General features: G+C 72.0%; 13 protein-coding genes. 6 read left to right on the top strand and 7 right to left on the bottom strand.

Going from position 1 to position 13,878, the window contains the following annotated elements; translation table 11 throughout:
* Nucleotides 1-5: 5 nt before the first annotated feature.
* Nucleotides 6-746 carry a LuxR C-terminal-related transcriptional regulator gene (locus IGS69_RS21500; protein WP_031107538.1) on the bottom strand — a complete coding sequence of 247 codons (741 nt, stop codon included), beginning with the start codon at nt 744-746 and terminating at the stop codon, nt 6-8.
* Nucleotides 743-2,032 (bottom strand): ATP-binding protein, encoded by a 1,290-nt coding sequence (locus IGS69_RS21495; RefSeq protein WP_190902166.1) that lies wholly within the window; start codon nt 2,030-2,032, stop codon nt 743-745. The genes IGS69_RS21500 and IGS69_RS21495 overlap by 4 nt, the downstream gene beginning before the upstream one ends.
* Nucleotides 2,033-2,210: 178 nt before the next feature.
* On the opposite strand from IGS69_RS21495, the gene IGS69_RS21490 reads away from it, so the two are divergent.
* Together IGS69_RS21490 and IGS69_RS21485 are read left to right on the top strand one after the other, a co-directional pair.
* Nucleotides 2,211-3,677, top strand: coding sequence for a PspC domain-containing protein (locus tag IGS69_RS21490; protein ID WP_190902165.1), 1,467 nt, complete (start codon nt 2,211-2,213; stop codon nt 3,675-3,677).
* Nucleotides 3,664-3,888: a hypothetical protein gene (locus IGS69_RS21485; RefSeq protein WP_190902164.1), complete on the top strand. Its 225-nt coding sequence runs from the start codon at nt 3,664-3,666 to the stop codon at nt 3,886-3,888. Before IGS69_RS21490 ends, IGS69_RS21485 begins: the two co-directional genes overlap by 14 nt.
* A 63-nt stretch (nt 3,889-3,951) precedes the next feature.
* Here the strand turns inward: IGS69_RS21485 and IGS69_RS21480 are convergent, their stop codons facing one another.
* Together IGS69_RS21480 and IGS69_RS21475 are read right to left on the bottom strand one after the other, a co-directional pair.
* The gene (locus IGS69_RS21480) at nt 3,952-4,482 is read right to left on the bottom strand and encodes a DoxX family protein (RefSeq protein ID WP_190902163.1); all 531 of its coding nucleotides are present in this window, start codon (nt 4,480-4,482) and stop codon (nt 3,952-3,954) included.
* 162 nt (nt 4,483-4,644) lie between these two features.
* Nucleotides 4,645-6,057, bottom strand: a complete 1,413-nt coding sequence (locus tag IGS69_RS21475; RefSeq protein WP_190902162.1) for a hypothetical protein — start codon at nt 6,055-6,057, stop codon at nt 4,645-4,647.
* Nucleotides 6,058-6,241: 184 nt separating this feature from the next.
* Here IGS69_RS21475 and IGS69_RS21470 point away from each other — a divergent pair, with 184 nt between their 5' ends.
* Nucleotides 6,242-7,126 carry a DUF4429 domain-containing protein gene (locus tag IGS69_RS21470; RefSeq protein ID WP_190902161.1) on the top strand — a complete coding sequence of 295 codons (885 nt, stop codon included), beginning with the start codon at nt 6,242-6,244 and terminating at the stop codon, nt 7,124-7,126.
* Nucleotides 7,127-7,261: 135 nt separating this feature from the next.
* On the opposite strand, the gene IGS69_RS21465 is transcribed toward IGS69_RS21470, so the two are convergent.
* A complete protein-coding gene (locus tag IGS69_RS21465) occupies nt 7,262-8,056 on the bottom strand; it encodes a class II aldolase/adducin family protein (RefSeq protein ID WP_190902160.1) in 795 nt (264 codons plus the stop codon).
* 190 nt (nt 8,057-8,246) lie between these two features.
* Here IGS69_RS21465 and IGS69_RS21460 point away from each other — a divergent pair, with 190 nt between their 5' ends.
* A complete protein-coding gene (locus tag IGS69_RS21460; protein WP_190902159.1) occupies nt 8,247-8,720 on the top strand; it encodes a pyridoxamine 5'-phosphate oxidase family protein in 474 nt (157 codons plus the stop codon).
* 45 nt (nt 8,721-8,765) lie between these two features.
* Here the strand turns inward: IGS69_RS21460 and guaA are convergent, their stop codons facing one another.
* Nucleotides 8,766-10,346, bottom strand: a complete 1,581-nt coding sequence (guaA, locus tag IGS69_RS21455) for a glutamine-hydrolyzing GMP synthase (RefSeq protein ID WP_190902158.1) — start codon at nt 10,344-10,346, stop codon at nt 8,766-8,768.
* 329 nt (nt 10,347-10,675) lie between these two features.
* Here guaA and IGS69_RS21450 point away from each other — a divergent pair, with 329 nt between their 5' ends.
* Nucleotides 10,676-10,957, top strand: a complete 282-nt coding sequence (locus IGS69_RS21450) for a chorismate mutase (protein ID WP_190902157.1) — start codon at nt 10,676-10,678, stop codon at nt 10,955-10,957.
* Between the two features lie 541 nt (nt 10,958-11,498).
* Here IGS69_RS21450 and IGS69_RS21445 read toward each other — a convergent pair.
* On the bottom strand, nt 11,499-12,641 hold the full coding sequence (locus tag IGS69_RS21445; protein WP_190902156.1) for a hypothetical protein: 1,143 nt from the start codon (nt 12,639-12,641) through the stop codon (nt 11,499-11,501).
* Nucleotides 12,642-12,856: 215 nt separating this feature from the next.
* On the opposite strand from IGS69_RS21445, the gene IGS69_RS21440 reads away from it, so the two are divergent.
* Nucleotides 12,857-13,867 carry an LAETG motif-containing sortase-dependent surface protein gene (locus tag IGS69_RS21440; RefSeq protein ID WP_190902155.1) on the top strand — a complete coding sequence of 337 codons (1,011 nt, stop codon included), beginning with the start codon at nt 12,857-12,859 and terminating at the stop codon, nt 13,865-13,867.
* Nucleotides 13,868-13,878: the final 11 nt, after the last annotated feature.

The raw sequence follows: 13,878 nt of genomic DNA, 5'->3' as shown, positions 1-13,878 counted from the left end.
CGGCGTCAGACCAGCCGGCGAGCCGTCGCCCAGCGCGTCAGCTCGTGCCGGTTCGACAGCTGGAGCTTGCGCAGCACCGCCGAGACGTGCGACTCGACCGTCTTCACGGAGATGTACAGCTGCTTGGCGATCTCCTTGTACGCGTAGCCCCGCGCGATGAGCCGCAGCACCTCGCGCTCGCGCTGGGTCAGGCGGTCCAGGTCCTCGTCGACCGGCGGCGCGTCCGTGGAGGCGAAGGCGTCCAGGACGAACCCGGCGAGGCGCGGGGAGAAGACCGCGTCGCCCTCCTGGACACGGAACACGGAGTTCACCAGGTCCGTGCCGGTGATCGTCTTGGTGACGTACCCGCGGGCCCCGCCACGGATCACGCCGATCACGTCTTCGGCCGCGTCCGACACGGACAGCGCGAGGAAGCGGACCGGCTGCTCGGTGTCGCCCATCAACGGGGCGCAGCGGCGCAGCACTTCCACGCCGCCCCCGCCCGGCAGGTGCACATCGAGGAGGACCACCTCGGGCCGGGTCGCGGTGATGACCGTGACGGCCTGGTCGACGTCCGCGGCCTCGCCGACGACCTCGACTCCGGTCTGCTCGGTCTGTCCGATCTCGGCCTGGACCCCCGTGCGGAACATGCGGTGGTCGTCCACGAGGACCACGCGCACATGACGCCCGGGGCCGCCGCCCGACTCCGCGGGTCCGGCCGCCTCCGCCGATCCCGCCGTACCGTTCGCCTCGGTCGGGTCGCTCATGACGTCTTCTCCGCCCTCTCCATCTCCAGCTCGACCTCCGTGCCGCCGTCCGGCACCGCGCGCAGCCGCGCCGTACCGCCGTTGCGCTCCATGCGGCCGATGATCGATTCTCTGACACCCATCCGGTCGGCGGGTATCGAGCCGAGGTCGAAGCCGGGGCCGCGGTCCCGGACGGACACGAAGACCGTCTTCCCCTCGACCTCGGCGAAGACCTGGACGGCGCCGCCCTCGCCACCGTACTTGGCGGCGTTCACCATTGCTTCCCGCGCGGCCTGCATCTGCGCGGAGATCCTCTCGTCGAGCGGGCAGTCGCCCACGACCACGACCTCGATGGGCACGCCGTGCTTGTCCTCGACCTCGGCCGCGTTGCGCCGGACGGCGTCGGCGAGGGTGGTGGGCTCGTCGGCCTCGTCCTTGCCGGTGCCCTCGGGCTTGTAGAGCCAGGTGCGCAGGTCGCGCTCCTGGGCTCGGGCCAGGCGGCGGACCTCGTTCGCGTTCTCCGCGTTGCGCTGTATCAGGGTGAGGGTGTGCAGCACCGAGTCGTGCACATGGGCGGCGACCTCCGCGCGCTCCTGGGCGCGGATGCGCATCAGGCGCTCCTCGGAGAGGTCCTGCGTCATGCGCACCAGATACGGCCCGGCGAGCAGCGTTATCCCCACGAGGACCGCGAGGGCCGCCTGCAGGACCGATCCGAGGTGGGCCGCGGACCCTTGCAGGACGAAGATGCCGGAGACGCCGGCCGTCACCAGCAGGACGCCACCCACCGAGCGCAGCAGCGTGACCGTGCGCCGGCGGCGGCCGACCTCGGCCCAGCGGGCCCGGCGGGCGTTGTCCGCCTGCCGCCAGACCAGGGCGACACCCGCGCCGACGAACACCGTCGGCCAGAGGTACGCCCTGGCTCCGCCGCTGAGGTTCACATTGCCGACGAAGACCATGGCCACCACGACCATGAGGAGCAGGGCCACGATCTGGCCCTTGTCGGGTCTGCGCGCGACGAGCCTGCGGCGGCCGTCGGACGAGGTCTCCGTCAGGGGCGACGGCGGCTTCTGCGCCTCCACACCGCCGACGCCGAGCGGGACGAAGAACCAGAACGCGGCGTACAGCAGCGCGCCGAGTCCGTCGGCCATGAACAGGCCGACGAAGACCAGCCGGACCCAGATCACGGGCAGCCCGAGATGCCCGGCGAGGCCCCGCGCCACGCCCCCGAGCCAGCGTCCGTCACTGCTGCGGTAGAGCTTGCGCGGCGGCCGCGGTTCGGCGAGTGGCGCTGCTGCGGCTTCCGACATGCCATTGATGGTCACATGTGCGGGAGACAGGAGCATCAGGGTCGACCCCTAGGGCTCCCCTGATCTCCGCGGACCTCCCCCTCGAACGCTTCCCGAGCGGCCTCTCAGGGCCGATATCAGGGTCCGGCCAGGGTCGTTCCGACTCCCGCCGGGACGCCGCGCCCGTCACCATGGACCCATGACCGATCACCAGCACGCCGCGACGGGTCCGGGACCCGGCTCCGGCCCACGCCCCGCTGCGGGCGCAGGGCCGGAGGATGCCGCGCCCGCCGCGGGCTCCGCACCCGGGCGCGCGGACGCGGGAGAGCAGGGAGGAGCATCCGGTACAGCCGCCGCCGAGGAAGCCGTCCCGGCCGGGCCTCCCCACGCCTTCCGCCGCGACCGCCGCCACAAGGCCCTGGCCGGCGTCTGCGCAGGACTCGGGCGGCAGTGCGACATGGACCCGGCGATCTTCCGCATCACCCTCGCCGTGCTCTCCGCCACCGGCGGCATCGGCCTCATCTTCTACGGCTTCGCCTGGCTCTTCGTCCCGTACGACGACGAGGAGGAGAACGAGGTCCGCAAGCTGCTCACCGGCCGCGTCGACGGCCAGGCCCTGGCGGCCGTGCTGTTCGCGCTGGTGGGCTGCGGAGTGTTCCTGACCATGCTGAACAACGGCGGGGTGCTGACCTTCGCCGTCGTCCTCTCCCTCCTCCTCGCGGGCGCCGGCTACTGGTCGCGCCAGCGCGGCGCCAACAGCCCCGACCCCCTGGCCGCGCAGGCCGCGGCCGACGCCCCGCCGGAGCCCCAGGCGCCGCCGATCCTCCTCACCACGCCCTCCTGGTGGCGCGACCCGATCGTCAAGGACGGCACCCACATCGGCGGCACGGGCTACCTGTGGGGCCCTCGCGACACCCATGACCTGGATGTCGCCGCGGCCGTCAACATCAGCCTCGGCACCCGGCCCGGCACCCCCCGGTCCGGCGCCCGCGAGGACATACCCACCCAGCGCCCCGCGCCGCCCCGGCCGCGCGGCCCGCGCTGGATCGGAGGCTGGGTCTTCCTGCTGGCCCTGCTCGCGGGAGCCCTGGGCACGAGCCGCACCTGGGACGGGCATCCGCTCGGCACCAGCCTGCAGACGGGCCTGGCCTGTGCGGTCGCCGTCCTGGGCCTGGGCATAGCCGTCAGCGCCTTCCTGGGCCGGACCGGCGCCGGCTCGATCTTCCTGGCGATCCTCACGGCCGGCCTGCTCGCCGGCGCGGCGGCCCTGCCCAAGGACATCGACACCCACTGGGCGCGCACCACCTGGCAGCCCGCCACGGTGGCGGACGTACGGCCGCGCTACGACCTGGGAACCGGTGTCGGCACACTGGACCTGAGCAAGCTGGACGTGTCCGGGAAGCAGACGGTGACGACGCAGGCGGAGGTCGGCATGGGCAAGCTCAGAGTGCTCGTGCCCGACGGCGTGACGGTGCGGCTGGACGTCGAGGTGGGGGTCGGCGATCTCCAGCTGCCGGGCGACGACCCGAAGGACGTGGACGTGCAGCCGGGGCGGCACAAGGAGATCACCCTCTCCCCCGCCAAGGGCGTCGAGACGTCCGGCACGATCGACCTGGACCTCCACGTCGGCATGGGACAGGCGGAGGTGACCCGTGCTTCGTCATGAAATCCAGCCCGGAAAACTGCTCGCCGGCAGCGTCCTCATGCTGACGGGCGTCCTCTACGCGGGTGACGCGGGCGGCGCCTGGGAGACCCCGTGGTTCGTGGCGATCCCCCTCGTCACGGGCGGGCTGTGCCTCGCCGGCGCGGTGGCGTTCCTGACGGGCCGCGCACGCCGGCGCCGCCAGGGGGGCCGTACGGGCCCAGACCCGGCCTGACGGTCAGCGGCCCGCTACCGGCTGCCGGCTGCTACCGGCCGGCAGCCGGTACCCGCCGGCCCGCTACCGGTACCCGCCGCTCCGCTGACGTCGCCGGGACCGTAGCGCGGCGTCGAGGGACAGCACGGGCGCGCCCGCCAGGATCAGGGGGGTCCAGGCCATGAGGTAGGCGAGGTCGTTGCCGTAGTAGTACGGGTCGGAGGCCCAGCTCACGGTCAGCCACAGGCTGAGGGAGATCAGCGCGCCGCCGAGCGCGGCCAGCCGGGCGAACAGGCCCAGCAGGGTCCCGATGCCGACGGCCAGTTCCCCGAAGGCGATGGCGTAGCCGAAGCCGACGGGGCTCTTGAGGGACAGGTCGACCAGGGCGGGAATGGCGGAGGAGTCGCGTACGGCACGCATCATGTCGCCGATCGAGCCGGCACCGGAGTCCTTCATGAAGGCGCTGTCGGTGAGTTTGTCCAGGCCGGCGTAGATGAAGGTGACGCCCAGGAAGATGCGCAGCGGCAGCAGGGCGTAGCGGGTGGCGTTGTCCCGCCAGCCTCCTCCCTCGCCGAAGTGCGGGGAGTGCGTGTCCGTTCGCATACTGTGAGTCATCGCTGCTAGCCGCCTCTCGCCGGTGCCGAGACCCCCTCAACAGACGATACGTACGACAAACGGACCGCGCTCAATCCTGCGCGAGCGGCTTGTGTGGTTCCGCCGGGTGGTGCGGGGGCGTCAGGGGCGTCGCAGATCTGCCTCCCTCCCTGACTCCCCCACTCACTCCGTCACGTCGATCGCGTACCGGTTGGTCTCCACCCCCGCCGCCGTGACCACCTGTACCTCCACCCTCCCCGGCTCCACATCCGCCGGCACCGGGACGGTCAGCAGGGTGTCCGTCGGGTTGCGGAACCCGCCGGGTACCGGGACCAGCGGCACGTGGACGTGCACCGCGCCCACGCGCACGACCATCCGGGCCAGCCGGTCGGCCCCCTGCGCCCCCGGCGGCACGAATCCCGCGCCCCGGATCTCGATGTCGTCCCCGGTGCGGATCGGCCCGTCGAGGTCGCCCGCCTCCCGGGCCCGGACCACGGAGAGGATGACCGGTCGGCCGCCCTCCGCGTACTTGCCGGCCAGATACGTCGCCGCCGACACCAGCACCACCACCGCCAGCCCCCACGGCAGGTCCGGCAGCTGCTCCGGCCGCCGGGCCAGCCGTACCGCCGCGAAGACGAGGGCGACACCGCTGATCACGACGTACTGGATGTCGGCGAAGGTGCCCCGTCCCGCGTCGTCGGTCAGCAGATCGGCGGCCCGGGGCCGGTCGGCGCGCACCTTCTGCAGCCGTTGCCCCAGCACCCGCAGACCGACCACCCGCCGCACGAGCACGGCGATCCCGCACAGCACGGCGAGCACGGTCACGATCCCGGCGCCCCGGGCGAGATCCAGCCCGGAGATCAGCGCGTCCCGCTCCCGCTGCCGGGAGGCGGCGGCCAGCCGTCCCGCGAGGACGAGCACGGAGTAGGCCACGAAGAGCACCCACGCCGCGGCGACCGTACGGGACGTGGACAGCCGGTTGTCCTCACCGATCACCGGCGCCAGCACCCCGCCCTTCGCCCGGTGGTACCAGGACGCGGCGGTCAGCGACAGGGCCATCACCAGCGCCGCGGACAGCCCGGCCGTGCGCGCCGCCGTCCAGCCCGCGCCGACCGCCGTGAGGGCCTGCCCGAGCAGCAACAGCACCACGGCGGCCCAGACCACGGCCGCGGTGCGGCGCCACAGACCCGTCAGCCACGCCTGCCCCTCGGCCCGCCCCCGTTCGGCGACGTGCTCGGCGGACTGCGCCAGTTCCTCGGAGACCCACTGGCGGGAGGCCGACGCGGAGTGGGCCACGGCGGCCGGCAGCCCCTGCCCTGCCGCGAACTCGTCCCGCCGGCGCAGGAACGCGGCGACGGCCCGCCGGTGCCCCTCACGCGCACCGTGCGGGCAGTCCCCGCAGGCGCACCCGCCTGCGTGGTCGTCACCGGAACCACCCTGGCGTCCGCCGGTGTGACCACCGGCGTAGCGACCTGAGTACCCCTCGGCATAGGCACCCGTACGCGCGCCCGCGTACCCGCCCGCGCCCGCGTACCCGCCCGCGCCCGCGTACCCGCCCGCGTCCGCGCCGCCCTGTCCCGCCTCCCGCACCGCCACGCCCGACGCCCGCCTTCCCGCGACCCAACCACCGCCGGCCTTCCGGACCCCGGAAACACCGCTGTACAACTCCCCCGCGACGACAGCGAATTGTGCCCTACACCACCCGGTTCCCGTCCGCCCCCTCTGGTCAACACGAGTGAAGTTCGGCGTGCTGTGTTGACCCGGCTGGGAGAATCCCTCTATGGCCGAGATCATCCAGCGGGACGGGACCTGGGCCTTCGACGGCGACACGGTCCGGATCACACCCGGTCTGCACCGCTCCGTTCCGCTGTTCCGGCAGACGTACGGGGAGATCGCCGTGCCGCTCGCGGCGGTCTCCGGCATCGTGCTGGAGACCGAACGCAGGCGTGGGCGGCTGCGGTTGCGGCTGCGTGAGGGCGCCGACCCCCTGCTCCAGGCGACCTGCGGGCGGCTGCCGGACGCGGCCGATCCCTACCGGCTGACGGTGGACGCCGACCGGACGGGGGTCGCCGAGTACGTCGCCGAGGAGATCCGCCGCGCGCTGCTGCTCGACCGGATCGCCAAGGAGCCCGCGAAGGCCTATCTGCTGCCCGGCCCGCCGGTTCCGGTCTCGGTGCGCACCTCGGACGGGACGGTCTCCTTCGACGGCACGCGGCTGCGGATCGACTGGGCCGACACCTCCGAGCGGGTCAAACGCGCCACCGGCCCGCGGATCATCAGCATGGGCGACCTCGTGCGGGTCGAGTGGTTGCCGCACACGGGCCACGAGGACGGTTCGCTGCGCTTCGTGACCCGTGAGACGGAGTTCTCGAAGCTGCCGCCGGAGAAGGACCCGTACGCCCTGGACCTGTGGGGCAGCGCCCGCCGGGATCTGCTCGCCGCGCTCGTCGCCGCGGCGGTCACGGCCCGGCTGCCGCACCCGTCCACGCGCGCCGCTTCCGGGAACGGCGAGCTCCCCTTCCGCTCGCCCGTGCCGCCCCCGGCCTCCGACCACCAGGACGTGCTCCTGCGCCGGCTGCGCGAGCTGGGCCGGCTCCACCACGACGGGGTGCTCACGGAGGAGGAGTTCGCGAGGACGAAGGCAGTGGTCCTGCGCGGCTTCTGAGCCGGCTCGGCGGGCCGGGCGCCAGCTCGGCGACGGACCCGACGTCAGCTCACCCGCGTCAGCTCGGCGACGGACCCCGCGTCAGCTCGACGGCCCCCGCGTCAGCTCACCCGGGTCAGCTCAGCGGCCCCCGCGTCAGCTCAGCAGGCCCGGCTCACTCCGGCTGACGTCCTCCCACATCGGCTGATAGTTGATCCACGCCACGAGGTCGCCGCCCAGCTGTTCCCGTGTCGCCACGGCCATCCGGTGATCGATCCGGACCGGCCGCCCGGCCGCCTGCGCCGTCAGCTGCACCTGGCAGGAGCGCTCCATCGACACGAACCACCAGGCCGCCGCGTCCACCGAGTCGCCGACGGTCAGCAGCCCGTGGTTGCGCAGCACGAGCGCCTTGCGGGAGCCGAGGACGGCCGCGATGCGCCGCCCCTCCTCCGCGTCGACGGAGACGCCCGTGTACGCGTCGTAGAGGGCGTGGTCCTCGTAGAAGGCGCAGCTCTCCTGCGTGATCGGCTCCAGCAGTTCGCCGAGGGCCGCGAGCGCCCGGCCGTGCACCGAGTGGCAGTGGGCGACGGCGACCACGTCGGGCCGGGCGGCATGGACCTGGGCGTGCACGGTGAAGGCCGCCTGGTTGACGTGGTAGCCGCCCTCGACGACCTGGCCGTCCTGGTTGGCGAGCACCAGGTCGCTGACGGTGACGTGCCGGAAGGGCATCCCGAACGGGTTGACCCAGAAGCAGTCGGTGAATTCCGGGTCGCGGGCGGTGATGTGCCCGGAGACGCCGTCCTCGAAGCCGAGCCGGCCGAAGATCCTCAGGGCGCCGGCGAGCCGTTCCTTGCGGTGCCGGCGCTCGTCCTCGAGCGACTCGTGCATCGGCGGCATGGCGAACCGCAGCCGGTCGGTGGGCAGCGGCAGGGGCGGGGTGGGCCCGCTCATAGGTCCTCCAGCGCTGGTTCTGCGTACGGGCGGGAAATTACCGTCCGTGCGGCCGGGAAGGACAGAAGCGAATCGTGAAGATGACCCGAGCGCCCCCCTGAGCACCGTGTGCCCACGCGTGTGCCCCCTGGCTCCCCCACCCCACGAATAGCCGACAGAAGATGTCGGGTTTCGGCGCGACACTCGTGCCATGACTGCGAACTGGGCGGTTTTCGTCACCGCCGAACCGGACCTGGCCGGCCTTGTCGAGAAGCGTTTCGGCGCCTACACCCACCACGTCCTCGCCACCCTCCGCAAGGACGGTTCGCCCCGCACCAGCGGCCTGGAGGTGCGGTTCCTCAACGGCGAACTGTGGCTCGGCATGATGCCGGACTCGGTCAAGGCCCACGACCTGCGCCGCGACCCGCGCTTCGCGCTCCAGGCGAACCCGGGGGAGGGCACGGGCATGGGCGGCGGCGACGTCCGGATCAGCGGCCGGGCGATCGAGGTCGACGACGTGGCGACCAAGGCCGGATACGTCGAAGAGGTGGAACCGCCGGAGCCGTTCCACCTCTTCCGCACCGAGCTGACGGAGGTCGTGAGGACCTGCATCGAGGACGACACGTACCTCGTCGTCCAGATCTGGACGCCCGGCACTCCGCTGCGCACGATCAAGCGCACTTAGAGCCTGTCGCTTGGATCATGCCGGCGTCGCGAGCCGGCCGTGGGATCACTCCCACTCGATGGTGCCCGGCGGCTTCGAGGTCACGTCGAGGACGACACGGTTGACGTCCTTCACCTCGTTGGTGATCCGCGTGGAGATCCGGGCGAGGACCTCGTACGGCAGGCGCGACCAGTCGGCCGTCATGGCGTCCTCGGACGAGACGGGGCGCAGGACGATGGGGTGGCCGTAGGTGCGGCCGTCGCCCTGGACGCCGACGCTGCGGACGTCGGCGAGCAGCACCACCGGGCACTGCCAGATGTCGCGGTCGAGGCCGGCCGCCGTCAGCTCCTCGCGGGCGATGGCGTCGGCCTCGCGCAGCAGGTCCAGGCGCTCCTTGGTGACCTCGCCGACGATCCGGATGCCGAGGCCCGGGCCGGGGAACGGCTGGCGCTGGACGATCTCCTCCGGCAGGCCGAGCTCCTGGCCGACCATGCGGACCTCGTCCTTGAAGAGCTTGCGCAGCGGCTCGATCAGCTGGAACTCGAGGTCCTCGGGCAGGCCGCCCACGTTGTGGTGGGACTTGATGTTGGCCGTGCCGGTGCCGCCGCCGGACTCGACGACGTCCGGGTAGAGCGTGCCCTGCACGAGGAACTCCACGGCCGGGCCCTCGTCCGCGATGATCTCGGCCTGGGCCTGCTCGAAGACGCGGATGAACTCGCGGCCGATGATCTTCCGCTTCTCCTCGGGGTCGGAGACCCCGGCCAGCGCCTTGAGGAACCGCTCCTCGGCGTCCACGACCTTCAGCTGCACGCCGGTCGCGGCCACGAAGTCCTTCTCGACCTGCTCGGTCTCGCCCTTGCGCATCAGGCCGTGGTCGACGTAGACGCAGGTCAGCTGGGAGCCGATGGCCTTCTGGACGAGGGCCGCGGCGACAGCGGAGTCCACGCCGCCGGACAGGCCGCAGATGGCGCGCCGGTCACCGACCTGCTCGCGGATCGCGGCGACCTGCTCCTCGATGACGTTGCCGGTCGTCCAGTCCGGCGTGAGCCCCGCGCCCCGGTACAGGAAGTGCTCCAGCACCTGCTGCCCGTGCGTGGAGTGCATCACCTCGGGGTGGTACTGGACGCCGTAGAGCTTCTTCTCGTCGTTCTCGAAGGCGGCGACCGGCACGACGTCCGTGGAGGCCGTGACGGTGAAGCCCTCGGGGGCGGCGGAGCAGGCGTCGCCGTGCGACATCCAGACGGGCTGCTCGGCGGGGGTGCCCTCGAAGAGGGTGGAGGACACCTTGGAGACGTGCAGGTCGGTGCGGCCGTACTCGCGGGCGCCGGTGTTGTCGACGGTGCCGCCGAGGGCGCTGGCCATCAGCTGGAAGCCGTAGCACATGCCGAAGACGGGGACGCCCGCCTCGAAGATCTCGCGGTCCAGGCTGGGCGCGCCCTCCGCGTAGACCGACGAGGGGCCGCCGGAGAGGATGATCGCCGCGGGGTTCTTGGCGAGCATCTCCCGGACCGGCATGGTGCTCGGCACGATCTCGCTGTAGACCCGCGCCTCGCGGACACGACGGGCGATGAGCTGGGCGTACTGCGCGCCGAAGTCGACGACCAGGACGGTGTCGGCGGCGGTGGCAGCGGGAGTCGCTGATGACACGGGGTGCCTTCCGGCGGTGGGGCGGGGGTCTTGTGCCACCCGATTCTACCGGGGGGCGGCCGGACTCCTTCCGTGCACCGGACGACCACCCCGTCTCAGGATGCGAACCGGCTTGGACGGCCCTCGGAGGGGGTGCATACTTGCCCCCATGTTCAAGCACCAGACGTTCGTCTTTACCTATGGCATCCGGCCCGCCGGACGCCATGGTCGTGCTGCTTGAGCAACTGACAAGCGACTTCCCAGGCGCCCCGGGCCGACAAGGCCCGGGGCGCCTGTCGTCGTCCGGGCCCTGCCGCCCCGGGGCAGCCTCACCCCGAGAGGAGCCCCCTGTGACCACCATCGACGTGACCGGCGCCCGTACTCCCGAGGCCGCCGACGTGATCAGCGGCGCGCGCGAGCGGATCGACGCGCTCGACGACCGGATCATCGGCCTGATCCAGGAACGGGTGGCCGTGTCCGCCGTCATCCAGGAGGCGCGGATCGCCTCCGGCGGCCGGCGTGTGAACCTCTCCCGCGAGATGGACGTCCTCGGCCACTACAGGGAGGCGCTGGGCAAGCCGGGCACCGCGCTCGCGATGACCCTGCTGGAGCTGTGCCGCGGCAAGATCTGACGCCCCCGCCCGGGCCCGGGTCCCTGTTCCCAGGACAGACGTGCGCATCCTTCTCACCCGTACGGCGCGTGACCGCCCCGGGACCCTTTCGTTGGTCCCGGTGTCCGTGCCAGCCAGGCGCGGACCCGAGAGAACCACGCGTGGCTCACTGGGGCGATGAGACGCACGGATCGTGCCGTGCGTCGTGGGACCTCGCTCCAGGGAAGTGACCGGACGGCAGGGGACAGCAGCCCGGTCACCCAAGAGAACGGTCGGCTCCGGGGACGCCCGGGGCCGACCGGCGGACCTTGCATAAATGCACAAGTCTGGGTCAAACGGTTGCGGGCGCCGCGTTCATCCAGCACGATGCGTACACAGTCCAAGTCCCCCCGCGGACACCCGCATTGCCCCGATCGTCAAAGGTACAGACCAGCGGCGCTACCCCCCGGCGCCGCTTCCAGGCACCGGCGCTGCCCTGACGTCGGTGCTAACGAGAAGAAGGGCCCTGCGGCTCCACCCCGCAGGGCCCTTCGCTCTGCTCGAGCGGGGCGCACGACTCGGCTCAGGTGCGGGTCAGCGTGCCGCAGTCGCCCTCGTCGTTGTGCTCGACGGGCCTGCTCCGGTCGTACGGGTCCGTCGCCGGGCCGCTCGGGTCGGGGCCCTCGGACCTGCTCGACGGGAACTCCGGGTGCAGATAGCCGTCGTAGACGAAGCAGGAGGAGTTGCCTATCTCCTGGTCGTAGTTCATCAGGAGCAGGCGGCCGGGGGTCACCTCGTAGCGGGCGGGGTCGGCGACTTCGACGTCGAGGACCCGGCGCACGATGGTGCGGGTGACCTCGGTGGGGCCGTCCGCCCGGACGACCGGGTAGACGAAGGTGTAGTCGGCGCGCACCGCCACGCCTCCCTGCGTGCCCTTCTTGAACGTCATGCGCCCGCGGGTCTTGATCACGTCACCGGCCGGCCGCACCTCGCCGGGGTCGAAGCGGCTGAACAGAGTCACCGGGTCGTGCTTCCTGCTCGGGGAGCGCAGTCCGGTGCCGAGGTCGTCGAGGAGCCCGGGCTGCTTGGGGTCGAGCAGGGAGAGCGCGGCCCCGGGGCGGGCACCGCGGACGGTGTTCGGGTCGAGGTTGGCCCCCACCAGCAGCTTCTTCGTCAGTTTCAGCGCCTGTTCCACCCGCTCCGCGGAGACCGCGCCGACGGCCTTCGCCTCCGGCAGGACGATGCCGGCCTCGCCGTCGGCCCAGCGCTCGGCCGGGGAGCCGGCGAAGGGCCGGTCCAGAGTGGGGGTTTCGGGGTCCGACGCACCCGGTGCTGCGGTGGGCGCCGCCGTCTCGTCGGGCAGCGGTGAGGCCTCGGCGGCCCCGGACTCCCCGGTACCGAAGGGGTCGCCGGGCAGCAGCGACGGCTTCAGGGCCACCAGCGCGACGGCGGCGGCGACCGCCACGCCGAGGACGGTCCACAGCTTGCGGCGCCGGGTCGCACGGCCGTTCATCTCCTGCCAGGCGGGGCCCGTTCGCCACCCCGGAGGCACCTCACCCCGGGCGTCCTGCTCACGCAGGCGCTCGGTCACCATGCGGGCCCGGGCAGACGGCTCCTTCGGGGCGGAGGAACGGATGTCCCGCTCGGTGTCACGGGTGAACTGCTCCCAGACGTCGTCGGGGATCTCCGAGGCCGACGGCTGATCGTCGGACGGCTTTTCAGACACGAAGCAAAGATCTAAGCGGGTGGTGAGCGCCTTCACAAGAAGGTCTTGTGTGTGACTCAGCCCACATAAAAATTCCGTGAATGCCAGCACAACCATTCACAGGTTTCACGGATCAAACCTGCTGAATCAAGGGCCACTCCCGCGCCCCACACGCGGAGGCCTCCCCCAACGTTCGTACCGCATCCTGCGGTACGCCCGGACTCTCCGAGGTCTTCATGAAGCTTCGCCGCGCCATGGCAGCAGCGGCCGCTACGGCGGTCATAGCCCCGGTGGCACTGCTCGCGGCACCGGCCGCGTACGCGACCGACGAAACGACGCCCACGCCGAGCACGTCGGTGAGCGAGTCCGCTCCCGAGACGTCGGCCTCGCCGTCCGCGACCGAGTCCACGCCCGCCGAGACGACGCCGAGCCCGAGCGTGTCCGCGAGCGAGTCCGCTCCCGAGGCCACCGCGTCCACGTCGGCCAGTGCGTCGACATCCGCCAGCGCTTCGGCGTCGGCCTCCGTCACTCCGAGCGAGCCCTCCGACGGTGACGACGAGGAACCCTCGGACTGCGAGGAGGCGAACATCTCCGTGGGCCTGTCCGGCTTCCCGGAGAAGATCGTCGCAGGCAGCGGCTGGAAGACGTTCAAGTTCAACGTCAAGAACACCAGCACGACGGACATCGAGTCCCTGCAGGTCATGGCCACCGCGTTCTCCCTCGGGGACCTGGAGTCCGAGGAGGACCAGCTCTTCGACAAGTACGCGCACTTCGAGTACCGCAACCCGAGCACGGGCAAGTGGACCAACGACTTCGCGGACACGGGCTTCAACAACGGGTTCTTCTTCGGTGAGTTCCCGCTCGACGCCGGCCAGAAGGTCAGCATCGACCTGCGCGTGAAGATCGACGCCGGCGCGCCCGTGGGCGACAGCCTGGCGATCGCCGCCGGTGGCTACGACACGAGCGACGGCGACTGCTTCGAGAACGGCGACGTCTACCCGTTCCAGATCCTCAAGGCGGGCTCGGAGCCGGGCGACGTGGACGACTCCAAGCCGTCGGGCCAGAAGCCGCCGAAGGACATCAGGCCTCAGGGCGAGGCCAAGCCGATCGAGGTCGAGGGCAACCTCGCCGAGACCGGCTCCAGTTCTGCCCTGCCGATGATCAGCCTCGTCGGTGGTGCCGCGGTCGTCGCCGGTGCCGGTGCGATCTTCGTGGTCCGTCGCCGCAAGGCCGGCGTCCAGGCCTAAGCCGTAGCGGC

It is taken from the genome of Streptomyces tuirus (assembly GCF_014701095.1).
GTDB lineage: Bacteria > Actinomycetota > Actinomycetes > Streptomycetales > Streptomycetaceae > Streptomyces > Streptomyces tuirus.
The sequence above is the reverse complement of the archived record's forward strand: the minus strand, read 5'-3'. Positions and strand labels throughout refer to the sequence as shown.